A 23259-nucleotide genomic window follows, 5' to 3' on the forward strand; every position below is an offset into this window, starting at 1 on the left:
TAATTTGTACCACAAACAGTACAACTAAAGGTATTATTATGAGTAGACTTCATTTTGATCAAGATATTCAACCGCTTTCAGATTTTAGAGCTGGAGCCGCTTCATTTATACGTCAAGTTAACGAAACTAGAAGACCAATTGTTATAACGCAGAGGGGCAAAGGTGTAGCTGTAGTTTTAGATGTCGCAGAATATGAATCTATGCAAGAAAAAATAGAACTATTAGAAGAAGTACAAAAGGCTGAAGCTCAAATTTCGGCTGGTTTAGGGATATCAAATTCTGATGCTCGCGCCCAAGTCTTAAAGAGTATTAGGTCTTGAAAGTAGTTTGGTCACCTTTAGCATTAGATAAATTAGAAACTACTGCCCAATTTATTGCTCTTGATAAACCATCGGCGGCTGACAAATGGGTTAATGATATTTTTGATCGTACCGAGTTACTTGGTTCTCAACCTGAATTAGGGCGAGAGGTTCCTGAGTTGTTAGGTTCTCACTATCGTGAATTAATATTTGGTAATTATCGTATTATCTATAAAGTTGGAAACGAGATTAAAATCCTAACTTTACGTAATAGTCGTCAATTACTTAGTTTAGGTGATATTGAGTTATAACAAGTTGCTCAAGCAGGACAAAATACAGTTGGTTTTTTGCTCAATGGTATGGACTCCTCACCTTTGACCAAATAGGTTAAGGTGAAGACGCGAATCATTAGGAGCCCAAACCATGAAAAATTCTACCACTATCAGTATCGATTTAGCTAAAACTGTTTTCCAAGTTGCCTTATTTAATAAATATGGCGTAATGAAATCTAATAATAAAATGAGCCAAGCTAAAATGGTTCAGTTTATCGCCCAGCACCCAGAAGCAACTATTTGCATGGAAGCATGCGGAACCGCTCATTATTGGGGGCGTCGTTTTCAACAAAGTGGTCATAAAGTATTACTTGTTCCTGCACATATTGCCGCAAAATACCGCACAGGTAATAAAAATGATGCTAACGATGCGTTAGCTATTTATGAGTCAATTAATCGTCCTAAAACTTATTTTGTCCAAGTAAAAAACCTTGATCAGCAAGACTTGGCAAGTTTACTTAAGCTACGACAAGGCTATGTAAAACAACGCACTCAAACAGCAAATAGAATAAGGGGCTTAGGCCTAGAATATGGGGTTAAAATTCCTAAAGGTATTGCTAAAATACGCAAAGATTTACCATGTTTCCTGGAAGATGCAGAGAATGAGTTGACGACGTCTAGTCGATTTATTTTAAGGGATCTACTCGATCAACTTTTGTTGCTGGATGGTCAAATTGATGAATCAACGAATAGATTAGTTGCTAGAGCTAAGGAAGTACCTGTTTGTATACGATTGATTGCGTTGCCAGGTGTTGCTTGGATAATTGCCAGTGCGCTTTATGCAAGATTGGGAGATGGCTCAGCGTATAAGTGTGGTCGTGATGCCAGCGCAAGCGTTGGTGTAGTTCCTGCTCATTCAGGAACGGGTGGAAATAATAAGTTATTAGGGATAACGAAACGAGGTGATAGGTGTTTACGCTCATTACTTGTTCATGGAGCACGTTCAGTTGTTAGTCGAATTAAAGACAAGCAAGATGGGTTGAGTTGTTGGATAAGAGAGCAACTATCAAAGAATCATTTAAACAAAACTGCGGTTGCTTACGCCAATAAGCTAGTCAGAATGGCATGGGCTATTTTGAAGAGTGGTGAAGAATATCGAACACCTTTAGCTCAGTAGTGTTTGATAAACCTTGAAAAAGTAACTAAGTTAACCGAGTATAAGCAGTCGTAAAATAATAATGTAAAGTGTATCAACGCACGCAAGGCAAAACCTGTGAGGCACGACGGTATTCAAATACCTCTTACTCGTTAAGGAGCTTTGTAAGTGGATTAAGCCATTAAGGTTCGGGGTAGCTCCCCATCAGAAACCGAATATACGTGAACTTGCTACATACATTTAAATTTATTACGATTAACGGCTTGCTATGCAAGAGGAGTCCATATACGTGCCTCGCTATTTTAACCAACTATTTTTTGCCTCTTAATGGGGCGTTAGGCATTTAATGCTATTCCAATCCCGAGCAATTATGTTAATATCATCTAAACTAACCATTATGGTTACATGAAGAGTGTGTGGCTGAATACGATTTAGAACAGGTAAAAGCAGCAGCTCAAAGTCTAGATATTGAATATAGAGGCAGAAAAGTTAGTAGGGATATAGCTAACTTGGGATACGACATAAATGATGTATCCTCTTGTCTATGTCAACTCAGATCAAGTGATTTTCGCAAGACACACTCTTATGGAAATCAACCACCTGATGATGAGTATATCTGTCGCTATAAGAAAGACCCAGAAGAAGATGAATGTGATGAGTTATATGTCAAGTTTTGTCTTATTGATGGATATCTAGTTATTGATTTAGCTTCTTTTCATTTACCTCAGTATTAACTTGGGGAGAGTTTATATGACCAATTGCAAAATATGTAAATCAGAAAGTATTAGACAATTAGATGATCTAGAGAGTATTTCCTATAAAGGATCAGTGTTATCGATCTCAATGGAATATTCCATATGTAATGAATGTGAAAGAGAATTTGTTTCGAAACAACAAATTTTAAATAATGATTCTCGTATTAGAGATGCAAAGAAAAGTGTAGACGGACTTTTAACTTCTACAGAAATCTATCATGCACGTACTTCAATGGAGTTAACTCAAGAGCAAGCCTCTCTTGTATTTGGAGGAGGTAAAAATGCTTTTTCAAAATACGAACGAGCTGAAGTTTCTCAAAGTGTGGCTATGGATAAGTTAATACGTATTTGCTTAAAGCACTCTTCTGTTTTACAAGAACTTCTAATTGGAGCAGGTATTAAAAGAGAGTTAACTCAAGTAACTTATGAAAATAATGTAATACCGTATCCTAAATTTAAAGCTGCTAATCAATCTCAGTTTAAAACTGTAAGATCAATTGATTTAACAAAGGATGTATTTTATGGATAAAGAATTAATCGGTGAAGCAATTAAGTCATTAGAGTTAATTGATATTCATTTATATTCAACTTCAATTACACGCTTTGAAGAGATAAGTTCTGATAATTACCCTGAAGAAATGGGGCAACAAAACAAAGTATCCATTAAAGCTGAGTTCCTAGAGCAGGAAGGTGACTCTGATGGTTCTAGGTTAATCCACGCAAAGGTTGAATTCGGACTGAGGTTTATAGAAGAAAATGAAGAAAGTGAAATAAAAACTCTTGCTGAGATTGAAGCGTGTTTTATTGTAAAGTATCACCAACTGCAGGAAGTTTCAGAAGAAGCTATAGATGAATTCATGCAATTTAATGTTGTCCACAACGCATGGCCATTTTGGAGAGAGCATGCATTTAGATCTGCAGCACAAGCTAAATTACCAACGCCAATGATCTCCTTATTTAAGCCTGCCTCAGAAAAAATGCCTAACAAGAAAATCAACTAGGACAAAAAACAGTTGGCTTTGCTCCTTCGTCGCTTATTTTAGCCAACTATTTTTTGCCTCTTAGCAAGGCGTTGGTATGACTCCCCACGTCAAGTTAAACCGTAAAACATCCTGCTTTTTTTTGAGCCATGATTTTTCTCTTTTCAAGTTGAGTGAGTTAACGCATAGAATGAAGCAAGTAATTTCGTCGGTTATCATGCTGATATTCGTGGATTATTAACCTATTGGCTAACAGCGCCTACCTTACTTTTTCCGTCGTGACACCTAATTTCAGTCTATGCTCGTGGTTCAATGGCCGTTAGGCTATTGCCATCCTAACGCCCTCGGTGGTTGTGCCACATCCGATGCTTGACTCCATGCGCTAACTCAAAACTTTTTCTCATTTAATCTTTTCTCTTTTTCATGTTGTTTTCTTTATTTACGACTCACTTTTTGATTATGCTGGTACCCTTGAAATACGCGTACTTGGGTCAACAGGCACTAATATTACTTCTCGTGATATCGCCCAAATATATGCGAGCATTTCACGGGCAATGGCAGCGACAACAATATTACGATGCTTACCGCGTTGCATCAGGTGTTTGTATCGTCGGCAAAGCCTTAGTTGGGCTTTCCAAGCAATATCAATAACGACCTTAGGCAGTGTTTCTTGCCGCTTTTGTAGCTCGGTTGACACGTTTGCGTTGTGCTTATAGGTTTGAGCCCCTTCAATTAATAATCGACGTGCTCGGCCATTACCACATTTAGTGATGCCGCCTAGCTTTCGATTATCCCCACTTGAGTTTTCTTTGGGAACTAATCCTAAGTAAGCCATTAGCTTTCTCGGGTGGTCAAAGCGTCTTAAATCACCTAACTCAGCAATGGTACCTACAGCGACTAAAAAACGAATACCTCGCATCGCTTGCAATGCTTGAACGACGGGATAATAGCGCCATAGTTTTGCTTGATGTGCTAATTCATTAACTAATCGTTCAACGCGCTTAATACGTTCGGTAATGGTTTGTATCATTTCTTGCAGCACAATTTGTTGGCTTGGATGCGGCAAAACTAACTCAGTTAGCCAACGTAAATGTTGATTTGACCAATTGTCATTCACTTTGCAGGTGATGTTGTTGCGCAGAAATAAACCTTTAAGTTGGAATTTAGCATCTTTTAAGTCTTTCATAGCGGTTTCTCTTGCCCTGGATAAATCACGTATTGCTTCGTCTTCAGGCTCGGGGACATAAATCGGGGTTAGCTCCTCGTCTTTAAGGAGTTTGGCCAACTTCATTGCATCACGTTTATCGGTTTTGACTTTATCTCCTGGTTTTTTAGGGATAAGCGATGGCGCAACGACATAACAGCAATGACCTAAACTTGTCAGTAGACGGTAAATCCAATAGCCACATGGACCTGCTTCATAAACAAAATGCAATGTCGCATTAGGGTATTTAGATTGATATTGCCGAGCAAGTTTAGTGATTGCTGCTTTGGTTGTTTTAATTTTTCCTTGATGAACAGTTTTTGCGCCACGTTGGTCTTCAATGTGTGCAACTTCAGTAGATACTTTATGGGTATCTAAGCCAATGAAAAGTATGTTATGTTTATTCATGCTAGCCTCTATTTTATATTGTTGATAAATATATTATGGCTCTGGTTTGTAAAACTAACCCACGAATTTAGAGGCTAGCACTTTGTGGGGAGTCATTATGTCTAGGGTTACCTCGAGTATGATTTACGAGTCTCACTATTGGAAAGAGCCACTTCTGGCAGCTGCAAGGTGGTTAAGCGGACTAAGGCTTAGCGAAAATACTCGAGAAAGTACTTATGTTAAGTTAGAAAAAGAGCTAATGTTGGGCTTTTACTCGGTCAGAAAATTAATTGAAACTATTAAAATATCTGACTCCACTAAAAAAATTAAATTTGATATCCTGTGGTATAAAAACACAAAAAGAGTTAATTGGTTAAATCATGCTTTTATAGATGAAAACTATGATTTAACTAAATCTCATAGCGAGCAAAGGGATATTGAGTTTATCTGTAATTTATTTGTTCATAGCTATGTTTTTGTTGTTTCAGGCGATGGAAAACTGGAAGGTGTATATGTTTCTACTGATAGGCAAAAAAATCAAAAAGTATACTTTGTACCTCTAGAAGTAATATTAAAGATATTTCGAATTGTTGGTAGAGACTACCCGAGTAGCTCAACATTCACTAGAAAACAAAATGGGGACTTAGTTGCTACGGTTGGTAAGTAACCCTAACAAGAGACTATGGCGTCAATAGTTAATTTTGCACTTTTGGCGCTTCCCACATTACCCCATCTCTTAACATAGAATTTAAGATCACAATCATCTTTCTAATACAGGCTATAATGACTACTTTCTTAGGTTTACCTGCAGCTAATAATCGCTGATATGTTGCCTTGAAAACAGGGTTAGATTGCATCGCTGACATCATTGCCATGTATAATACTGTCCTCACCTGAGGCCTGCCGCCTTGTATTTTTCGCTGGCCTTTATATCGCCCACTATCTCGATTCATTGGCGCTACTCCAATTAAAGCACTGGCCTGTTTGCTGTTAATATAACCTAACTCTGGCAGGTTGCTGATGATTGAGGCCGCGGCTATTTTGCCAATGCCTTTCATACTTTGTAATATCATATCTTTGGCTTGATATTCAGGGCAACTTTCGATGAGTTTTGCGATTTTATCTTCAACCTTGGTGATGAGGTTTTTAAAGAGTGTTAACACGGGTTTAATCGTCATAACGAGTTCTTTAGGCATGATTTGTAATCGATTTTTTTCCATCGTTTGCAGAGTGAGTAATTGATTTCTACGTGAGACTAAATCACTCATGGCTTGCATTTTCTCTGGCTTTAGACGCGATAATTTTGGTTGTATGGCTTCGCTATAATGTGCAATCAACTGTGCATCTAACTTATCTGTTTTTGCACGTTGGCCAAGCGCTCCTGCAAACCTTTTAATATGGACAGGGTTAGCAATCGTAAACGGTAAGTTGGCTTTTGCACAAGCAAGGATAAAGGGCATTTCTAGCCGTCCTGTTGCTTCGATGACAATACGATTGGGGTTATATTTTTTGATTTTTTTTACCGCTTCTTTAATACCTTTATCATTGTTTTCTACGGTGAAGTAGATATCTAAAGGGCGGATATAAATGTCGAGTTGGTATTTACCTGTATCAACGCCAACGTTAATGTTTTGATTTGTTTTCATATTCATAATAAGCTAACTCTTACTTGCAAAATGCGGGTTCGAGACCCAGTAGACTATTCGAGTGTGGTGCTTGGAGTCCTTTGTCGCGTTCGTTCTTGTTATCGGTCTCTCAACAGAGGAGCCTTCATTCAATCGAACTACGACAAGGAAAGCTTAAGTTGCTGCTTAAGCCTGGGTCTCACATTACCCGAAAAGGGTTTAAAATAGTAATTTAGATGGGTGTATTATCCATACAAGAACTTCAAACGGAAAAAATACAGTTGGCTGTTTTCACTCCGTTCAACATTTTAGCCAACTATATTTTTCCGCTTAAGTAGGCGTTAGCATGCAGGGATAGCATATGTTTGAATCTAATGAAAAAAATCGAGTATCTGAACTAGCCAATACTATGGCTTTTATTTTTGCATATTTAACATCAGAATTTATGTTTTCTAAATTAGATTTTACTTACGCTATATTTACAGAATCATTTGATCTTCTTTCTTTTCTAATCAAACTTGTTACGCTTTTTTGTTTTTATCATGTCTGGCTTAAGTTTTTTAAGTGGCTTTACCCAAAAGAAAAGTAGCTTGGTGTAATTGCAAGCTACAAGTAATTAAACAAGGACTAAAAACAGCAGGCTCTTTTTCGCTTCGCTCAGTTTAGCCTACTATTTTTAGCCTGTTAATTGGGCGTTACATTCTAAGGATAGATCGAGCATGAAATATAGAATTGAAGCGTTTCCTCATAATGATCTTCTGAATCTTGCATTCTACAACCTAGAAAATATTAATCAGAAAGTTGAAGGAAGCATTGAAGATGGGTTGGGTTTAGACTGCCTGAATTGCATCGTATCTTTGGCCTTTTCTGTTGAGGCAATAGTGAATTACATTGGTGACCGTGAAATAGATGGTTGGGAAGAGTTTGAACCTTACTTTAAGAAAATAAAGAAAGTTTCTAATGTTGGTGAATTCAAATTTGACGAAAGTACAGAACCATATTCAACTTTAGTACAGCTAAAGAATCTGAGAGATGATATTGCCCATGGGAAGCCCATGATCAAAGAAGTCGAGCTAGAAGTTGGAACTCCAGAAGAGTTAAAGCGAGAGCTAGCTCAACCATGGGATATCTATATGAAGCCAGAGTTCGTGAATCATGCATTTGAAATGGTTAAGTTATATGAGCATCAGATCACCGAAGCTTATGGCATAGAGTATGCTGACACTGGAACTAAGGCGTACAGTTTGTAATGAATGTAACAAGGCAAAGCAATCTGACTCCGCAAACTGTCACGCTTTTTGCTGCGCAAAAAGACGTGCCAGCTTGCTACGCAGTTGTTTGCGGCGTTATATTTCAAATTCCATGGGAGTGGAGATGTTTAAAAATTTAGCAATTATTTTATTAGCTTGTACGCCTCTACCCACGTGGGGAGGTGATTTTGAGTTTTCAGTTGGGGCGGGGTTCCAATATAGTGGGATTATAGGAACTCAATTTGCTTTTAAAGAATATGATAAAAAATATTTTATTTCACTTGGTCTACCAGGTGCATCTGCTGGGATGCAATCTACATTTTCAAGCAATGAAAATCATTCAGTTGGCTTTTCTGTTGGTAAATTAGCAGGTGTTTTTAGCGCGGATACTGAATATGGATTTCTAACGTATAATTATCATTTTAGTGGTTTTCAAAATAATGGCTGGGTATTAGGCACAGGAATTGGATATTATAATAAAAATGAACACAAGGTGTTTTTTGGTAATGGTGAAACTACAGAACGAGAAAATGGGGTGGCTTTAACATTGGATATCGGCTATAAATTTTAAAATATAAGTCACTCAAAAGGACAAATAACAGTTGGTTGTTTTTCGTTCCTCAAACATTATAGCCAACAATTTTAGCCTCTTAGCGGGGCGTTAGTTGCCTGCGTATATTTAAACCTTCGTCCGCCAATTAATTTTTTTAATACCATGTACTTTATATAGGTAATAAATAAAAGTAGATCATATTTATTAAATTAATTATTATCTAACCTAATTGTAATGGAAATTACATTTTTTAATTATAAGGAGATTTATGTGTTTGGTTTTTTAAAAAAATATGATGCTCATTTATGCTCTCCAGTGTCAGGACAAATACTAGATAATGGTAAACCATTAGCTGGTGTTAAAATTGACCGAGTATTAGTAGATTTTGATAGTAAAGAACGAAATGATAGTACACTTACCGATAAAAATGGTTTTTTCAGTCTTCCCCCTGTAAATATTCGATCACGATCACCAGGCTCTTTATTTAGAGAGTTACTCACAAAGCAAAAAATCTATATAAATAGTAAAGGTGATTTTTTTACCCTTTGGTCTAGTACATTATGGGGAGTGGTTCCTATTGCTGCCTATGATAGAAAGTTGTCTCAATTAAATGCAGATTTAAATAACCCTCTAGTATTCTTTCAATTTGCTAATGACGACAGCCCTCATGTAAAACATGGAGCGCGCAGTATTTGTCGTTGGGACACTGATTTTGAAATACATCACATCATTGAAGATTAACAGAAAAATAAAAGGAATTTATAAAACATGCGTGATTTAACTCCACAAATAGCCGTAAAGCTTGCTGAGGCGGCATATGAAATAAAAGATAAGGTGGGAGGGGTCTATGAATCAGATGCTTTAGACTTACTATCAAGAGACTTTGACTTCAACCTCTCGAATAATGTTGTGCAAGGCACAAGTGGCTCCTTAATGGAGCATATTTTTAAACATAAAACAGGTTTTGCTGTAATAGGGACAGGCAAAAAAAGTGGTGATTATAACGGCCATACTGTTATCGCGCTTCGCGGTACAGCGAATAAGCGTGATGTCGTTACAGACATGCATTGTGGCTTAAGTACCAGTGCAAATAACTTACCTGCCCATGCAGGCTTTAACAAAACCTTTAATTCTATTAAGCCAGCACTTGAAGGGTACTTTACAAAAAACAGTTCAGGTCCCGTGCATTGTGTTGGACATAGCTTAGGAGGTGCATTAGCCCACTTAACCGCTAATTGGTTGCACAGCAAACAAAATGGTCGACCAATTAGTTTGTATACTTTTGGCGCACCTCGTGTTGGTTATGCCGGCTTTGCCGACAAAACGAGTAATAGCTTACATCGCGTTTTTCGCTGTACACATTCAGCAGACCCTATTCCTTTAGTTCCTTTTTGGCCTTTTGTTCATACCGAAGGAGAATATACATTAAATGCAGCACCTAACATCAATGCACAAGCGCATAGAATGGCAGGTAATAGTCCCGGATATATCAACACCGCCAGTAGTTTTAAAAGCTTTGCAGCTGTAAATAAACGAAGCGAACATTGGCATAAAGAGCAAGTACGCTTAGATTATGAAAAACGCCACCAAGCGAGTTTTACCTCAAAATGGGCACATCGATTAGGCGCAGCATTAATTACTTTATTAAAAGATACGGGTTTATTGTATGAAGTCCAACACATGATAACGGGTAGTTTAACCTTTTACGATAAAGTGGCTTTGTTGTTAACTAAGATAGCTCACATGCCAGGTAACTTTGCGGAGCAACAAAAAGGGATGTTAGGGCATATGTTAGTGTTTGCAGGTAAGCCAGGGATTGTTATCACAGATTTGTCATATAAATTCATTCGTTGGGTTTTATCAGTCACTCTTGATAAAGTTGCTCAAGTTGCTGGTAGTGCAATTAGTCTGCTTAAATAAAGACACGCAAGGTATCTAAAATAATCAAAAGGCAACTAACAAGCAAATCAATAGGAATTTTACAGCTGGCTGTTTCGTTCCTCAACATTTTTATCCAGCTAGAAAATCCCATTATTTGGGCGTTAGTTGCCTTTTTAATCTTGCGGAAATTTCTGCTTCTGGTGTAAAACTCTCATAATACGAATGGTTTCACCATCAACCCAATAAGAAACGATCATTGATACTTCGGGAATAATTAATATTCGTCCACGAAAAATATCTCTTTGAACACCCATTAATGGATGCTCAAGTAAATTTTCAACTTTAGACTCAATTATTTGGTCGGTTTTTTCTGCTGCTTCTGGGTTAAAATCAAATAAGAATTCAAATATCTTTTCACGGTCATTTAGTGACTCTTCTTCCCAAAAAATCATACTTTATCTCTATTACGGATCTTATTCTTTCTAGCTTCCATCTGGGTTTTAGCTTCATTGTGCTCAATAAAACTAGCTTTACCGTTATCAAATTTATCAAATGCAGCATTAATTTGCTCTGTTAGCCAAAGATCATGCGTCATGGATTTTCGTTGTTCTTCAGCTAAGCCTACGGTAAGCTCTCTGCACGCGTCACTTAATGTTCGGCCTTGGCGTTCAGCCATTAACTGCGCTAAGCGTTTAGTTTCTTCATCAACTCTAAATTGAATGCGAGTGTCCATAATATGTTACCTTTAAGTTATGCTGTACACACAAATGTTAGCACTAGTGTTGTGCTCAGGCAACTAACAAGTCGCTCAAAAGGACAAAAAACAGTTGGTTTTTGCTCCTTCGTCGCTAATTTTAACCAACTATTTTTTGCCTGTTAACAGGGCGTTAAACCTCTAAATCAACGTTTAGAGTATAATTCAACCTTTAAAAGGAACTTAAAAGAAAATGAATGAAATAATTTTATGTAATCGCACTTATAGTGCAAGCGTATTTAAAAATGAATGCGGCATTGGTGTTGAACTAGCTTCATCTCTTACTTGTGCCAACCCAGATATGATTATCGCTAATACGCCTTATTTATTAAAAAATGGTAATTCAGCTGTTGGTAAAACATCATTAGCAAAACTATCTAATCCTTCAATTACCAAAAAACTGACGAGCTTAGCTTTATCTTTTGGTGGTGACAATTTGATTTCTCTTTCGTCCATTAGCTCTCAACTGGAAGAGTATAATGTAGGGTTAATGGGTGCAGCCACCAGTGTCTACGCAAATAGAATAGGAGGTTTCGTTGATTCAGTTAAAAACTACCAATCTGCTTTAATGGAATATAGCCAAGTAGCAAAAAGTAAATCACCTCTTAAAGTAGCCGCTAAACAAAAAGCCAAAATGGCTTTCGATAAAATGCAAAATAGCTTTAAACACGAAGTTGATGTTGTAACAAGCCAAGTTAAATCGAGTCGCGGTACACCACTGACTAATTTTGACCGAGGTGCAAATATCGCCAAAAGTAGTAGAAATATGGCTAAATTAGACATAATGACACCTGTTCAAGCTGACAATATTGTTAAATTTACTAAATACGCAAAAGTTTTAGGCAATGGTCTTACCATTATCGACTTTGGTAGTCGTGTTGGTAATATTCAGAATAGCTATAAAGCAGGTGGTAACTGGGAACGTGAAATGTTTATTGAGTCTAGTAGCTTTGCTGCTAGTGCGACGGTAGGTATTGGTGCCGTCAACGCAGGAGCCGCAGCGCTAACATTTTTAATGGTAGCTACACCTGTTGGTTGGGTTGGTTTAATCGTGGGTGGGTTGGTTGTAGCTGGAGTTGCAGCGTCTTCCTCTATTATGACAAATAATTATATGAAAAATAATAGTGGCGATGCTTACGATGTTATTATGAAAGAGTTAACTCGCTGATGAGTACGACTACAATAATCGTCCTTTTCATAATTACCAGCTCAATGGTGAGTGGAATCTTGTATGTTGCTTTTGGGCAGATAACTGTACGTAAATTAAGAAAGAACCCAAAAACCCAAGCTCTGCTTGGTGTCGAGTATGCTAGTGGCTGGGATATTATTAATGTTGCTCAAGCATTTGCATTTCCAAGGGCTTGGGCTAAAAAGGTAGAAAATAGTAAGTTTTCATTCGTGTATGCTAATGCAACTGCGTTATATGAAAATACAACTAAATTTGATCAGATATTAGGTTTTGTGTTTTATTGGGTGTTAACAACTTCAGGGCTTGTAAGTGCTTTATTAATATTGCTTGATAGTCTTGGCATCTTTAGTAAATAGAGGCTTAACAAGCTGTTAAACAAGGACAAAAAACAGTTGGTTCTTGCTCCTGCGTCGCTTATTTTAACCAACTGTTTTATTGCCTGTTAACAGGGCATTAGCATTCAAGGAGCGGTCATGGAGTTAGAATTTAAAACTGTTTCGGTGACAATCAGTGGTGATTACTACCAAGTGTTGTTTCACGATGACTTAGACACCGAAGATGAACCATATTTCATGATTCAAAGACAATTTGAGTTCCCAGAGGGTGAGGTCTGCCATTTTGAAAGCCACCATGAAAAACTGTGTGAGCACTGCAAAGCTCAATCAGCGTTCCTTACAAAAAACAAATTGCACCTTTCCTACGGGAAAAATCAGGTACGGAGCGTGGAAATAATTTTTGGCACTGATAGTGTTGACTATAAATATTTGGTTTCAACTTTAAAAGAGATGATTCCAGAGTTTTCAGCTGAGGTGTAGTTGAAATGCTAACAAGCGCTTCAAACGGAAAATAACAGTTGGTTTTTGCTCCTGCGTCGCTTATTTTAACCAATTGTAATTTGCCCATTATTTGGGCGTTGGTTTAATTATGACATTTGAGCAGATTCAGCAACAAACTCATCATATTGCAGATACTAAAGTATTAGTCTCGTATGATCGTTTTACTACACGGTTTGAATTAAAAAAAGGTGAAGAGGTTATTTATTCCACGAGGCTTCTTTTTTTACCAATTAAGAATGTAAATATACTTATAAATGAGCAAGAATTCACTTTAAAAATATTTTGGTTTATTTTGTGGAAATCAACTTTAGTAAATAATGATAATGTGGTTATAAAGGAGTTACTTGTTCACCGACGTAAAAAGTCAATAGGACTACTTTCATACTGTGTGCTAGTTAGTTGCATTAAAGTTAGCTTAGATTTTATGGTGTAAAAACCATACAAGAAATTAAACAAGGGCAAAAAACAGTGGGCTTTTATTTAGGCGTTAGATTTATAGGTATAAACAATGAGTAACTTAGTTGTATTAATAACTGGTGCTAATAGAGGCATCGGTTTCGAATTAACAAGACAATACCTTATAAATGGATGGACAGTAATTGCTACCTATAGAAATCTAGAAACGGCGGTTGATCTAATTTCATTGAAAGGTAAATTTCCAAATAAATTGTCTATTGAATTAATGGATATCACTTGCTCTGAAAAAATTAAGACGTTGGCAAGTAAACTTAGCGAGGAAAATATCAAATTAGATTTAATAGTAAATAATGCGGGATATTTGGATCGAGAAAACACAAGTATCCATACTATTAATTATGCTAATGCTGAAATGTGTTTTAAAGTGAATTCACTTGGACCACTATATTTAACTCATTGCTTTTTACCTTTAATGAATAAAAAACGCTTATGTAAGATAGCCGTTATTTCTTCTGCTATGGGGTCTTTGTCGCTAGAACAAAGTGTGGATTGGTATGGTTATCGAATGTCTAAAGCAGCAGCCAATATGCTAGTAGTGAATTTATCAAAAGAGCTTGTTAATGATAATGTCGCTGTGGTCGCTGTTCATCCCGGTTGGGTTCAAACCGATATGGGTGGAGCTACAGCAAGAGAAAATGTTGTAGATTCGGCTCTTGGGATTATGAAAGTTATTCTGAATTTATCTGTTGATAATACGGGAAACCTTTATAGTTTTAATGGTGAGGAGTTACCGTTCTAATGAATCTACAAGGCATTCAAACGGACAAAAAAAGTTGGTTTTTGTCCTTATTTAACAGGGCGTTATATTTTTCTAATAAAGATCTTGGTTGTCCCATAATTCTCTAAGGTAAAAAACGCAGTTTTAAACTGCGTTTTTTGTATGGATACAAGCCTAATTCTTTACCGTATAAGACACTTCAGCTAGGCTTTTAGCCCGTTAATTCTTGCTTGTGCAGTTGTTCATTTAATACCACAACTTCTGCGCGTTTAAAAAAGTTAAAGTCGGTAGCGGTCGCTAGAGTATAAGCACCCATCATACGGCTAACAATTAAGTCGCCATTATTTAGTTTAGGTAACATAATCGATTCGCTTACTACATCAATACTGTCGCATGTTGGGCCTGCAAGTACAGATTCAAAACGCGTGAAATCTTGTTTTACACTGTCGATTGGGTATGTCGCTTCATCAAACATTAAACCGCTGAATGATCCGTAAATACCGTCATCTAAGTAGTACCATGTTTTGCCTTCACGTACCGCTTGCCCCATTATAGATGCCACACTGGTTACGCAACTTGCAACAATAAAGCGACCAGGTTCAGCAAGTATTTGCATGGTTTCTGGCAATTGAGCAAGGGCGACGTTAATTGGCGCGCAAAACACATCAATTGGTAACACGTCAGCACTGTACGGCACCGGAAAGCCGCCGCCTATATCTAATGTGCTTAATGCAGGTAACCCAAGTTCATTTACCTGTAAAACTATTTTCGCACAGGCGTTTATTGCGTCTACGTATTTAGTTGGGTTTGGCGATTGCGATCCAACATGAAACGATAGTCCTTTAATTCTAATACCTAACTGTTGTGCGTAGGTAATGATCTCAATGGCCATTTCAGGACTACAGCCAAACTTTTTAGATAAATCAGCAAATGCATCTTTATTTCGAAAACTTAAACGTACTAAAATTTCGACTTGATCTTTGTAAGCAATAAATTTTTCTAGTTCGTTAATGTTATCCACTACAAACACAGTACAACCGTAAGCTAATGCATGGCGAATGTCGCTATCGCGTTTAATAGGGTGTGTGTGAATAGTGCGCTCACTTGGTACGCCCTCACCTGCAACTAAATCAATTTCGCCACTGGTAGCAAGATCAAAGCTTGCGCCTTCTGCTAATAATGTGCGCACCACTGCGGCTAATGGCAAAGGTTTTAATGCAAAGTGTAAGGTTACGCTCGGTAGTGCATTTTTAAGTGCATGGTATTGGCGACGAATAGCTTCGCAATCAAGCACCATTAAAGGCGCACCATATTGTGCTGCTAGTTGTTCAATTTCTTGATTGGTCGGTTGCGTATAAGCAAAGCATTCACTTTCGTTAGCCGCAGCCGTAACTGCAGGTACTTTGATTTGGAATCCTTCTAATTTTGTTGATAAAGCCATGGTATTCTCCGAGTAAAAGAACGCATTAATTACGTTCTAAGCAACCGCTCGGATAAGGTTTATCTACGAGTCAGTTAAGTGATATTAATAGTGCTTCGCACAGTCAAGTTCACTCTTGGATAGTTACTCATTGCCTTGCTACAAACTAAATTTGTAATGTACTCGGATTGGCTATCATCAAGAAGCGGCGAGATAATAATGTTAGTTTTAAATTTGTGCAACATTTATTTTAAAAAAATAAATTAGCGTAAGAATCGATCAATAACATTCATCAATGGCTTACTTAGCATATCTTTAACTCCTTGTATATCATACCTAAAAACTAAGGGTTTTAGTTGTATAATGTGGTGTTAGCTATAGAGTTTTTAAAAACATAGTAGGTTAAGATGATTAAATAACGTAATGTAATTTTGTCTTTTAACGAGACCTTATACGTACAGGAGATTTAGGCACTTGAATATTTTTATCCCATTAAGCATCATTTTTTTACTTGTTATTATTCAAATCAAGTTATTCAAAGATATGTGTAAATATTTATCTTCAACTTATCCAGAAGAGTGGGAAAAACTATCCGAAAACTCTATGGGAGAAGCGAAAGGCTCAGTGACAAACGCTAATTTATCAGCGTCACTTAAGAGCGGTTTTTTCGCTACTATTTCTGATGATAAAGTTGTCAGGTTTTTGAAAGTTAGAAAATTGGTTATGTATCTCATGGGTAGCATAGCTATTTTGCAATTAATAATGGCATATATACTGTAGTCTATAGTTCAAAAAATTAAACAGGGACAAAAAAACAGTTGGCTTTTGCTGCTGCGTCGCTTATTTTAACCACTATATAATCTGCCGCTTAATGAAGGGCTATTTGTTTAGGTTATCAATCAACTATTGTAATTTAATATAAGGAAGTAAAATGAGAACAATTGGCAATTTAATTTGGTTTATATTCGGTGGCGTAATTATGGGCTTAGCTTGGTGCTTTTTTGGGCTTATAGCCTTTCTTAGTATTGTAGGTATTCCTTGGGGACGCGCTTGTTTTGTTATGGCTGGCTTTTCTTTTTTTCCTTTTGGTAAAGAAGCCATCGCTCGTAATGAATTAACACAATCCGAAGACATTGGTACTGGTGGTTTGGGAATGTTAGGTAATATTATTTGGTTTATTTTTGCTGGCTTTTGGTTAGCTTTAGGGCATGTCTTTTCCGCTATAGCTTGTTTTATTACCATTATAGGTATCCCATTTTCTTTACAACATTTGAAACTTGCGGGTATCTCACTTTCACCAATAGGTAAAACTGTTGTAACGAAAGAGGTTGCAACTGCGGCTCGTAATGCTAATGCAGAAGTTGAAGTTGCAAATTTAAGATCAAACAAATAGTCAAATTTACTACAGAAAATATTGTTGGTTATTGCACTTTATTTACCATGCTAACCAACAATTTTTGCCGTTAAACCTGCCGTTAATTGGCCCCTTATTTCCCCAGTATTAGATTAGTTAAAGAGTAATAAGTTATGGATAGTATTAAGTGGTATAAAAGCCCCGACATGATAGTTGCCTTATCGGCACTGCTAATTGGTTTAGTCACCGCTTTCACTTCGATATATTCAGCATATATCGATCGTGAATATGCGAAATCATCCGTATGGCCTAGATTAGAAATATTCAGAAGCGTTAACCCTAATTCATCCTTTAGTTACGGCGTAAGTAATAATGGTACTGGCCCTGCTTTAATTAAATATGCAAAAATTAAATATGGTACTAAATATATAAAGACTTGGAGCGAAATAGAGGCTTTTCAGAATATTATACAGTCGCATATTAGCAATCGGACCTTATCACCTCAAAAAGGTGTTACTCCAGTTTCATATAAAGGTGAGAAGGTAAAAGACCTTCTAAAAGCAGATACTCAAATAAAAATAGAACTTTGTTATTGTTCTATTTACGAAGAATGCTGGCTCATTGATAAAAGTAATAATCCCTCACCTGTAAAAGCTTGTTATATCGATGATGACGAAATATTTCTACAATAAACAATCTGCTCATTAAGTATTAGCATCCAAGGCAGTGCTGAGTATATTTTTAATATGGTGGCCTTGTAGTAACTTCAACACTCAAAAGGAAATATTCGTGGTCATAAGCGAAGCATGATCATACTGTATTGTGGTGGAATATTAGTGGCAGGTACTTTGCTTTAATGCCTGGTAGGCTATTAAATATTTGGCTTGTTACCTAATGGGTGTATTAACCATTAGATAAGTCATTTAAAAGAAACGTTATGGGCTCTTAATAAGTTATTAGGGATTAAAGGAAGTATTGTGTACACCGATAAGAATAAATTTTTAATCATTGGCTCAATATGTAGCGCGCTTGCCGCTCTAGTTCATTTAGGCTGCATTATATTTGGTGGTAATTGGTATCGCTTTTTTGGTGCTGGAGAACAAATGGCAAAAATGGCTGAAAATGGTCATTGGTATCCAACTGTAGTCACGTTAGTCATTGTTCTTATACTGTCAGTTTGGTCTCTGTATGCCCTATCAGGTGCGCGAGTAATTTTTAAAATGCCATTTCTTCGTTTAGGCTTAGTTTTAATCTCTGCAATATACTTAATCCGTAGTCTGGCATTCGTCAGTATAATGCCAATGTTTCCAGAAAACAGTTTAACATTTTGGCTAGTTAGCTCAGGTATTACTTTCACTATTGGGCTATTGTATGCCATTGGTACTTTTCAAGTATGGTCACACTTTAGTAGCGAAAGTGCCCAGTTATAACTTTAAACGGAGCATTCATGAAACCAATCGTTTTAGTTACAGGCGGTAGCAGAGGCATTGGTGCCGCGACATCTAAACATTTAGCCATACAAGGTTATGCTGTTTGCGTAAATTATATTTCAAATGAAATTGAAGCGAATAAAGTTGTCGCTGAAATAAATGACAATGGCGGTGTTGCTATTGCCGTACAAGCAGATGTATCTCAAGAAAAGGATGTTATTCGTCTTTTTAATACAATTGATCAATCATTGGGTAAAATTACACACTTGGTTAATAACGCTGGGATTTTATTTCCACAAATGCCGATATCAGCAATGACAGCAGAAAGAATTAATAAAGTATTAACGACTAATGTCACAAGTTACTTTTTATGCTGCAGAGAAGCGATAAATAGAATGGTTGAAGGTGGTGCAATAGTTAATGTATCGTCTGCGGCTTCAAGGCTAGGCTCTCCTGCGGAATATGTTGATTATGCAGCGTCAAAAGGCGCGATTGATACTTTAACCACGGGATTGTCTCTTGAAGTTGCAAATAAAAATATTCGTGTAAACTGTGTGAGGCCAGGGTTTATTTATACAGAAATGCATGCCGATGGCGGTGAAGTGAATAGAGTTGAACGTGTTAAATCATCAATACCATTACAACGAGGTGGTAAGCCTGAGGAAGTAGCGGCTGCTATCGCTTTTTTATTATCAAATGAGGCTTCATTTATTACCGGTTCATTTATTGATATAGCTGGTGGCAAATAGCTTTATAACTAAGCATTACACAGTTCAAAGAATAGTCTATTACTTAATTATTCAACATTTAGCAAGTAAAGCCTCATTCAGCCAAAGCAGAAAGTATTTTTATACTCTTAAAGACATTATTTCGACTAAAGGTAATATATTAAGTACACCTATTTCACGGATAATTCACAATAAATGAGTTATTCTTCAACCTCATTATATTTAAGGAAATTATATGATTTATTCGACTACTGAGTTTATCCCAGGAAAAGAAATAGCAGAAATTGTTGGAGTCGTTACCGGCAATGTAGTCCAAGCAAAGCATATTGGCCGTGACATTATGGCTGGCTTAAAAAATATCGTTGGTGGTGAAATACGCGGTTACACGGAGATGTTAACTGACGCAAGAGATATAGCAATTCAACGTCTTATTGCAAGTGCTCAGGAAAAAGAAGCTGATGCCATTGTTGGCATTCGCTTTACTACAAGTGCGATAATGGATGGTTCATCTGAAATTATGGTCTTTGGAACAGCAGTTAAATTAAAAAAATAATATTATGACTTTTTCATGCCTTAGTATCGCTCTTTAATGTAGGTGAAAAGCTCGCTTGGGGTAAATATATTTATATTGATGATCTTGTCACAAGTGCTGCTCATCGTTCAACTGGCGCTGGAACCCTCTTAATTAACTGGTTTAAAAAATATGCACAAGAAATAGGTTGTCAGCAACTGCATTTAGATTCAGATGTTCAACGATTCCCCGCGCATAGGTTTTATCTACGTGAAAGATTTACTATTGCTAGCCATCATTTTTCAATCACGGATATTGGCCTCGAGTAAATAAGTATCAAATATGTTTACTACTTAATGTATATAAGCCTTAAATTAGTTGCCCTCTCTGAAAACAGGCCCCGAGGTTACTTTCATGTTATTTATAAAAAAGGAATATGATTTTTGATCAAAAATGAAGACATAGCGCTTTTAAAATAACGGCTGAACAACTCACTTTTATTATATTTTTTGCTGTAAAATATAGTGACTAATTTATTTGTTATATATCATCATTTACTATAATTCCCTCCCTTATAAAGGACTACTGTGCATGAAAAAATTTATCTTTTTATTTATTCATTTTGTTTTGTGTTTTCAATCTATACAGGCAAAAGAAGCGCCAAAAGATTTTGTACTACCTGACTATGCAAACTTAACTGAAGCAAGCACTGAAAACTGGCTAGAGATTGCAGGGGTATTTGGAGGTATTACATACTTAGGCGCCAAAGAATGGGAATGGGGAAGTTCAAGCTTTAAGTTTAATGATGAAGGCTGGTTCGGAATGGATACCGGTAGTGGTGGCGCAGATAAATTAGGGCACTTATATTCATCTTACGTAATGACTGAGTTTCTTACCCATCGTATGAATAAAAAAGGCTATAGCATTGAGTCTTCGGCTAAATACAGTGCTTATGTTAGTTGGGGATTAATGTTATACGTTGAAATATTCGACGGCTATTCTTCAGATCATGGTTTTAGTTATGAAGATTTAATTGCTAATACAACAGGTATTGGCGTGTCATATTTAAAAGCTAAATACCCTGATATCTTGGGAGATACGCTAGATTTAAGAATAGAGTATTCTCCATCGAGAGGCATGAAAGGGTTTCATCCTGTAACGGATTATTCAGGTTTAAAATACTTAGCAGTGACAAAATTGAGTGGTATTGATATGTTTAAAAATACCCCACTTAAATACTTAGAGTTCCAAGTAGGTTACTACAGTCGTGGTTTTAAAAAGGATGACCGTCCATTCACTGATTATAAAACCTCAGAAACATTTATTGGTATTAGTTTAAATTTATCTGAGCTTATTTTTAAACCGTACCGCAAAAAATTAGGCAAAGTAGGTAAATATGCCAATACTCTTACGCAATATATTCAAGTGCCAGGAATTTCAATTCGCGAAAATATAAAAAGCCGCTCGATGCTTGCCGAACCACAGTAATCTTTACGGAGATAATAAATGATGAACATTAGTGAAATAACTACTTTTTTCGGATGGTGCACTTTAATTAATATGAGTGTTTACACATTTTCAGCATTATTCATTATGGTGTTTAAAAGCTTTACTACGAATCTTCATAGTAAACTAATGGGCATGAATCCAGCAGAGCTACCTTCGCTATATTTTAAATATTTAGGTAATTATAAAATAGCAATTCTACTTCTGAATTTTTCGCCATATATCGCATTAAAAATAATGGTTTAATACCAACTCCCACATAAAAATTATTAGTTCATTATGGCATTTGATCGCGGTTTAGAAGAAAGACTTTTGGAGCACTTACAAGATCGTCAAGATCTAGTGGTAAAAAGAATGTTTGGCGGTTTATGTTTCTTACTTTCTAAACACATGTGCTGTGGAATAATTGGTGATAAGCTTATGGCTCGTATAGGGCCAGAAAATTACGAAAAGTGCTTATCTGAACCTTATGCAAAGGAAATGGACTTTACTGGAAAACCGATAAAAAGCATGGTTTATGTTCTTTCAGATGGCTTTGAATCTGATGATGATTTAGCATCTTGGGTAAACATCTGCATTACATACGTTGACTCTTTACCACCTAAGCAACCTAAACTGCCTAAAAAAAGTAAATATATCAATAAAATGCACAAATAAAAATAAAAAAAACCTGACGAGAAAAACGACATAATGAGATATTTAATTTTACTGTCTATGCTAATAATGATACCAATCTCACTAACTATGTGATCATTTCTACTGGTTAAAACAACCAACTACTGCGTTATTTATTTAATAATTAGAACAACTAGTTATTAAAATAAATTCCTTGTATTTGGCCATTTTTCCTGCGTATAAAGTAGACCACTTAATTAATGAAACTGGTATGAGTGGATGTAGTTCAACATCAACATTCAACTCAAATACCGATATTACAAGTATTATGAACTTAATCGCATTAAGTGAAGCAAATGCCCCAAGAGGTGTGAAAGGTACTTTTCAATTCCCAATCAAAGCTGCGGGTAGTCAAAATAATGTTATCTTTTTGAATACAGAAACTAATTATAGGGATAGAAGGAATATTACTGTCGCTATACACCCAAAATTAATTGATGCATTAACGATAAAGTATGGCGTTTCTCCTGAGATATTCTTTATTAATAAAACAGTTGAAGTCACTGGCGAAGCTAAGCGTGTAAAAATTCATTTAGCTGTGGATGGTAGAAAAACAACAAAGTATTACTTTCAAACTCATGTAAGGGTTACTTCTTTAAATCAGATTAAAGTATTACCTTGAAACTACTAGAAAAAACTTAATTTGAAATGAAACTAGGATCGATTACGAGTCCTAGTTTCACTAAATAATTTTCGTATCGAACATGCTTAACTATCACGAATTAGAGCTATCGCAGAGTAAAGCTATCACTGATTAGAAATTAACAGCGATAATTTAATACAAATATTTTACTACCGACCTTTGAGGGCTGATTTAGCTTCCTACTGTAAACTTAGTATCAGCGTCTCTTAGTAAATAAAGAGCAGCACAAGCAGCAAGCATAGGCCATGCAGCAAAGAATAATAAGTGTTTGAACGCATCAAGGTATTGTTCGTAAGCAGAAAACGTTGAACCAGCATGCATAAGGAAAATAATACCGTAAGTGATACGTTTTTTAATACCAAAAAGAAAAGCGAAAACCAAAATAAGCTGTAAACCACCTAAAATATAGGCTATCGTTTCACTTAAACCACCAATATTATAAAAACCTTCAAAAATACGAATGCTATGACCTGGATTAACAAATTTATCAATCGTCCAGATAAACATCACAATAAATACGCCTAAACGTAACAAAAATAAAGACCATTGAAGTTTATTCTCTAAATCAGTATTTGCTAATTGTAAAGATCCTGACTTTTGGGTTGATTGGGCGGTGTTCGACATATAAATTCCTTAATTAAATAAAAGTTTTGTTC

32 protein-coding genes and 1 pseudogene are annotated in these 23259 nt (G+C 36.3%); 27 read left to right on the forward strand and 6 right to left on the reverse strand.

Annotated features, from left to right (window positions below; all coding sequences use genetic code 11):
* The first annotated feature begins 38 nt into the window (after positions 1–38).
* From GQS55_RS17835 to GQS55_RS17860, 6 genes are all read left to right on the forward strand, one after another.
* Entirely contained in the window at positions 39–320 is a 282-nt protein-coding gene (locus tag GQS55_RS17835) for a type II toxin-antitoxin system Phd/YefM family antitoxin (protein WP_159821756.1), read from the forward strand.
* Positions 317–610, forward strand: a complete 294-nt coding sequence (locus tag GQS55_RS17840; protein ID WP_159821758.1) for a type II toxin-antitoxin system RelE/ParE family toxin — start codon at positions 317–319, stop codon at positions 608–610. Before GQS55_RS17835 ends, GQS55_RS17840 begins: the two co-directional genes overlap by 4 nt.
* Before the next feature lie 112 nt (positions 611–722).
* On the forward strand, positions 723–1748 hold the full coding sequence (locus GQS55_RS17845; RefSeq protein ID WP_159817298.1) for an IS110 family transposase: 1026 nt from the start codon (positions 723–725) through the stop codon (positions 1746–1748).
* Between the two features lie 395 nt (positions 1749–2143).
* The gene (locus GQS55_RS17850) at positions 2144–2461 is read left to right on the forward strand and encodes a type II toxin-antitoxin system MqsR family toxin (protein ID WP_159821760.1); all 318 of its coding nucleotides are present in this window, start codon (positions 2144–2146) and stop codon (positions 2459–2461) included.
* Between the two features lie 16 nt (positions 2462–2477).
* Positions 2478–3011 (forward strand): type II toxin-antitoxin system MqsA family antitoxin, encoded by a 534-nt coding sequence (locus GQS55_RS17855; RefSeq protein ID WP_159821762.1) that lies wholly within the window; start codon positions 2478–2480, stop codon positions 3009–3011.
* Positions 3004–3483, forward strand: a complete 480-nt coding sequence (locus GQS55_RS17860) for a hypothetical protein (protein WP_159821764.1) — start codon at positions 3004–3006, stop codon at positions 3481–3483. The genes GQS55_RS17855 and GQS55_RS17860 overlap by 8 nt, the downstream gene beginning before the upstream one ends.
* A 436-nt stretch (positions 3484–3919) precedes the next feature.
* On the opposite strand, the gene GQS55_RS17865 is transcribed toward GQS55_RS17860, so the two are convergent.
* Positions 3920–5074 (reverse strand): IS110 family transposase, encoded by a 1155-nt coding sequence (locus GQS55_RS17865; protein ID WP_159817300.1) that lies wholly within the window; start codon positions 5072–5074, stop codon positions 3920–3922.
* Between the two features lie 97 nt (positions 5075–5171).
* Between GQS55_RS17865 and GQS55_RS17870 the strand changes: the two genes are divergently transcribed.
* Positions 5172–5720, forward strand: a complete 549-nt coding sequence (locus GQS55_RS17870; protein ID WP_159821766.1) for a hypothetical protein — start codon at positions 5172–5174, stop codon at positions 5718–5720.
* A 28-nt stretch (positions 5721–5748) separates the two neighbouring features.
* Here GQS55_RS17870 and GQS55_RS17875 read toward each other — a convergent pair whose 3' ends face one another.
* Positions 5749–6705 (reverse strand): IS110 family transposase, encoded by a 957-nt coding sequence (locus GQS55_RS17875; protein ID WP_159821768.1) that lies wholly within the window; start codon positions 6703–6705, stop codon positions 5749–5751.
* A gap of 334 nt (positions 6706–7039) precedes the next feature.
* On the opposite strand from GQS55_RS17875, the gene GQS55_RS17880 reads away from it, so the two are divergent.
* From GQS55_RS17880 to GQS55_RS17900, 5 genes are all read left to right on the forward strand, one after another.
* Entirely contained in the window at positions 7040–7267 is a 228-nt protein-coding gene (locus GQS55_RS17880) for a hypothetical protein (protein ID WP_159821770.1), read from the forward strand.
* A gap of 130 nt (positions 7268–7397) precedes the next feature.
* Entirely contained in the window at positions 7398–7928 is a 531-nt protein-coding gene (locus GQS55_RS17885) for a hypothetical protein (protein ID WP_159821772.1), read from the forward strand.
* A 124-nt stretch (positions 7929–8052) separates the two neighbouring features.
* Positions 8053–8499, forward strand: a complete 447-nt coding sequence (locus GQS55_RS17890; RefSeq protein WP_159821774.1) for a hypothetical protein — start codon at positions 8053–8055, stop codon at positions 8497–8499.
* Between the two features lie 252 nt (positions 8500–8751).
* Entirely contained in the window at positions 8752–9222 is a 471-nt protein-coding gene (locus GQS55_RS17895; RefSeq protein ID WP_159821776.1) for a carboxypeptidase-like regulatory domain-containing protein, read from the forward strand.
* A gap of 27 nt (positions 9223–9249) precedes the next feature.
* A complete protein-coding gene (locus GQS55_RS17900; RefSeq protein ID WP_159821778.1) occupies positions 9250–10401 on the forward strand; it encodes a lipase family protein in 1152 nt (383 codons plus the stop codon).
* A gap of 134 nt (positions 10402–10535) precedes the next feature.
* Here the strand turns inward: GQS55_RS17900 and GQS55_RS17905 are convergent, their stop codons facing one another.
* A complete protein-coding gene (locus GQS55_RS17905) occupies positions 10536–10814 on the reverse strand; it encodes a type II toxin-antitoxin system RelE/ParE family toxin (RefSeq protein ID WP_159821780.1) in 279 nt (92 codons plus the stop codon).
* Positions 10811–11095 (reverse strand): damage-inducible protein J, encoded by a 285-nt coding sequence (locus GQS55_RS17910; protein WP_159821782.1) that lies wholly within the window; start codon positions 11093–11095, stop codon positions 10811–10813. The genes GQS55_RS17905 and GQS55_RS17910 overlap by 4 nt, the downstream gene beginning before the upstream one ends.
* Before the next feature lie 214 nt (positions 11096–11309).
* Here GQS55_RS17910 and GQS55_RS17915 point away from each other — a divergent pair, with 214 nt between their 5' ends.
* The 4 genes from GQS55_RS17915 to GQS55_RS17930 all read left to right on the forward strand — a co-directional run bounded on the left by GQS55_RS17915 (position 11310) and on the right by GQS55_RS17930 (position 14357).
* Positions 11310–12284, forward strand: a complete 975-nt coding sequence (locus GQS55_RS17915) for a hypothetical protein (protein ID WP_159821784.1) — start codon at positions 11310–11312, stop codon at positions 12282–12284.
* Complete coding sequence (locus GQS55_RS17920) at positions 12284–12661, forward strand: hypothetical protein (RefSeq protein WP_159821786.1); 378 nt, start codon at positions 12284–12286, stop codon at positions 12659–12661. Before GQS55_RS17915 ends, GQS55_RS17920 begins: the two co-directional genes overlap by 1 nt.
* A gap of 117 nt (positions 12662–12778) precedes the next feature.
* Complete coding sequence (locus GQS55_RS17925) at positions 12779–13120, forward strand: hypothetical protein (RefSeq protein ID WP_159821788.1); 342 nt, start codon at positions 12779–12781, stop codon at positions 13118–13120.
* A 529-nt stretch (positions 13121–13649) separates the two neighbouring features.
* Positions 13650–14357, forward strand: coding sequence for an SDR family oxidoreductase (locus tag GQS55_RS17930; RefSeq protein ID WP_159821790.1), 708 nt, complete (start codon positions 13650–13652; stop codon positions 14355–14357).
* Positions 14358–14547: 190 nt separating this feature from the next.
* On the opposite strand, the gene GQS55_RS17935 is transcribed toward GQS55_RS17930, so the two are convergent.
* Positions 14548–15777 (reverse strand): type III PLP-dependent enzyme, encoded by a 1230-nt coding sequence (locus GQS55_RS17935; RefSeq protein ID WP_159821792.1) that lies wholly within the window; start codon positions 15775–15777, stop codon positions 14548–14550.
* Between the two features lie 453 nt (positions 15778–16230).
* On the opposite strand from GQS55_RS17935, the gene GQS55_RS17940 reads away from it, so the two are divergent.
* From GQS55_RS17940 to GQS55_RS17985, 11 genes and pseudogenes are all read left to right on the forward strand, one after another.
* On the forward strand, positions 16231–16536 hold the full coding sequence (locus tag GQS55_RS17940; RefSeq protein WP_159821794.1) for a hypothetical protein: 306 nt from the start codon (positions 16231–16233) through the stop codon (positions 16534–16536).
* Between the two features lie 151 nt (positions 16537–16687).
* Positions 16688–17149 (forward strand): YccF domain-containing protein, encoded by a 462-nt coding sequence (locus tag GQS55_RS17945; protein WP_159821796.1) that lies wholly within the window; start codon positions 16688–16690, stop codon positions 17147–17149.
* 134 nt (positions 17150–17283) lie between these two features.
* The gene (locus tag GQS55_RS17950; protein ID WP_159821798.1) at positions 17284–17802 is read left to right on the forward strand and encodes a hypothetical protein; all 519 of its coding nucleotides are present in this window, start codon (positions 17284–17286) and stop codon (positions 17800–17802) included.
* A gap of 285 nt (positions 17803–18087) precedes the next feature.
* Complete coding sequence (locus tag GQS55_RS17955) at positions 18088–18540, forward strand: hypothetical protein (protein WP_159821800.1); 453 nt, start codon at positions 18088–18090, stop codon at positions 18538–18540.
* A 17-nt stretch (positions 18541–18557) separates the two neighbouring features.
* Positions 18558–19289 (forward strand): SDR family oxidoreductase, encoded by a 732-nt coding sequence (locus tag GQS55_RS17960; protein WP_159821802.1) that lies wholly within the window; start codon positions 18558–18560, stop codon positions 19287–19289.
* A gap of 214 nt (positions 19290–19503) precedes the next feature.
* On the forward strand, positions 19504–19821 hold the full coding sequence (locus GQS55_RS17965; RefSeq protein WP_159821804.1) for a heavy metal-binding domain-containing protein: 318 nt from the start codon (positions 19504–19506) through the stop codon (positions 19819–19821).
* 56 nt (positions 19822–19877) lie between these two features.
* Positions 19878–20108 (forward strand): annotated as a pseudogene (locus GQS55_RS20345) (GNAT family N-acetyltransferase); the annotation flags it as partial.
* Positions 20109–20370: 262 nt separating this feature from the next.
* Entirely contained in the window at positions 20371–21267 is an 897-nt protein-coding gene (locus GQS55_RS17975) for a DUF2279 domain-containing protein (RefSeq protein WP_159821806.1), read from the forward strand.
* 21 nt (positions 21268–21288) lie between these two features.
* Positions 21289–21531 (forward strand): DUF6868 family protein, encoded by a 243-nt coding sequence (locus GQS55_RS20230; protein WP_328698900.1) that lies wholly within the window; start codon positions 21289–21291, stop codon positions 21529–21531.
* Between the two features lie 33 nt (positions 21532–21564).
* The gene (locus GQS55_RS17980) at positions 21565–21942 is read left to right on the forward strand and encodes a TfoX/Sxy family protein (RefSeq protein WP_159821808.1); all 378 of its coding nucleotides are present in this window, start codon (positions 21565–21567) and stop codon (positions 21940–21942) included.
* A gap of 229 nt (positions 21943–22171) precedes the next feature.
* Complete coding sequence (locus GQS55_RS17985) at positions 22172–22582, forward strand: hypothetical protein (RefSeq protein ID WP_159821810.1); 411 nt, start codon at positions 22172–22174, stop codon at positions 22580–22582.
* Positions 22583–22774: 192 nt separating this feature from the next.
* On the opposite strand, the gene GQS55_RS17990 is transcribed toward GQS55_RS17985, so the two are convergent.
* Positions 22775–23227, reverse strand: a complete 453-nt coding sequence (locus GQS55_RS17990) for a hypothetical protein (protein ID WP_159821812.1) — start codon at positions 23225–23227, stop codon at positions 22775–22777.
* Positions 23228–23259 lie beyond the last annotated feature (32 nt).

This window comes from Colwellia sp. 20A7 (genome assembly GCF_009832865.1).
Lineage (GTDB): Bacteria > Pseudomonadota > Gammaproteobacteria > Enterobacterales > Alteromonadaceae > Colwellia.

Excerpts from the sequence above, each read along its gene's own strand:
- GQS55_RS17855 (WP_159821762.1), top strand. The coding sequence starts at position 2,478 with ATGACCAATTGCAAAATATGTAAATCAGAAAGTATTAGACAATTAGAT.
- GQS55_RS17945 (WP_159821796.1), top strand. The coding sequence starts at position 16,688 with ATGAGAACAATTGGCAATTTAATTTGGTTTATATTCGGTGGCGTAATT.
- GQS55_RS17860 (WP_159821764.1), top strand. The coding sequence starts at position 3,004 with ATGGATAAAGAATTAATCGGTGAAGCAATTAAGTCATTAGAGTTAATT.
- GQS55_RS17935 (WP_159821792.1), bottom strand. The coding sequence starts at position 15,777 with ATGGCTTTATCAACAAAATTAGAAGGATTCCAAATCAAAGTACCTGCA.
- GQS55_RS17885 (WP_159821772.1), top strand. The coding sequence starts at position 7,398 with ATGAAATATAGAATTGAAGCGTTTCCTCATAATGATCTTCTGAATCTT.
- GQS55_RS17915 (WP_159821784.1), top strand. The coding sequence starts at position 11,310 with ATGAATGAAATAATTTTATGTAATCGCACTTATAGTGCAAGCGTATTT.
- GQS55_RS17990 (WP_159821812.1), bottom strand. The coding sequence starts at position 23,227 with ATGTCGAACACCGCCCAATCAACCCAAAAGTCAGGATCTTTACAATTA.
- GQS55_RS17980 (WP_159821808.1), top strand. The coding sequence starts at position 21,565 with ATGGCATTTGATCGCGGTTTAGAAGAAAGACTTTTGGAGCACTTACAA.
- GQS55_RS17875 (WP_159821768.1), bottom strand. The coding sequence starts at position 6,705 with ATGAATATGAAAACAAATCAAAACATTAACGTTGGCGTTGATACAGGT.
- GQS55_RS17845 (WP_159817298.1), top strand. The coding sequence starts at position 723 with ATGAAAAATTCTACCACTATCAGTATCGATTTAGCTAAAACTGTTTTC.
- GQS55_RS17900 (WP_159821778.1), top strand. The coding sequence starts at position 9,250 with ATGCGTGATTTAACTCCACAAATAGCCGTAAAGCTTGCTGAGGCGGCA.
- GQS55_RS17975 (WP_159821806.1), top strand. The coding sequence starts at position 20,371 with ATGAAAAAATTTATCTTTTTATTTATTCATTTTGTTTTGTGTTTTCAA.
- GQS55_RS17985 (WP_159821810.1), top strand. The coding sequence starts at position 22,172 with ATGAGTGGATGTAGTTCAACATCAACATTCAACTCAAATACCGATATT.
- GQS55_RS17910 (WP_159821782.1), bottom strand. The coding sequence starts at position 11,095 with ATGGACACTCGCATTCAATTTAGAGTTGATGAAGAAACTAAACGCTTA.
- GQS55_RS17870 (WP_159821766.1), top strand. The coding sequence starts at position 5,172 with ATGTCTAGGGTTACCTCGAGTATGATTTACGAGTCTCACTATTGGAAA.
- GQS55_RS17930 (WP_159821790.1), top strand. The coding sequence starts at position 13,650 with ATGAGTAACTTAGTTGTATTAATAACTGGTGCTAATAGAGGCATCGGT.
- GQS55_RS17925 (WP_159821788.1), top strand. The coding sequence starts at position 12,779 with ATGGAGTTAGAATTTAAAACTGTTTCGGTGACAATCAGTGGTGATTAC.
- GQS55_RS20230 (WP_328698900.1), top strand. The coding sequence starts at position 21,289 with ATGAACATTAGTGAAATAACTACTTTTTTCGGATGGTGCACTTTAATT.
- GQS55_RS17950 (WP_159821798.1), top strand. The coding sequence starts at position 17,284 with ATGGATAGTATTAAGTGGTATAAAAGCCCCGACATGATAGTTGCCTTA.
- GQS55_RS17920 (WP_159821786.1), top strand. The coding sequence starts at position 12,284 with ATGAGTACGACTACAATAATCGTCCTTTTCATAATTACCAGCTCAATG.
- GQS55_RS17905 (WP_159821780.1), bottom strand. The coding sequence starts at position 10,814 with ATGATTTTTTGGGAAGAAGAGTCACTAAATGACCGTGAAAAGATATTT.
- GQS55_RS17880 (WP_159821770.1), top strand. The coding sequence starts at position 7,040 with ATGTTTGAATCTAATGAAAAAAATCGAGTATCTGAACTAGCCAATACT.
- GQS55_RS17960 (WP_159821802.1), top strand. The coding sequence starts at position 18,558 with ATGAAACCAATCGTTTTAGTTACAGGCGGTAGCAGAGGCATTGGTGCC.
- GQS55_RS17965 (WP_159821804.1), top strand. The coding sequence starts at position 19,504 with ATGATTTATTCGACTACTGAGTTTATCCCAGGAAAAGAAATAGCAGAA.
- GQS55_RS17890 (WP_159821774.1), top strand. The coding sequence starts at position 8,053 with ATGTTTAAAAATTTAGCAATTATTTTATTAGCTTGTACGCCTCTACCC.
- GQS55_RS17835 (WP_159821756.1), top strand. The coding sequence starts at position 39 with ATGAGTAGACTTCATTTTGATCAAGATATTCAACCGCTTTCAGATTTT.
- GQS55_RS17865 (WP_159817300.1), bottom strand. The coding sequence starts at position 5,074 with ATGAATAAACATAACATACTTTTCATTGGCTTAGATACCCATAAAGTA.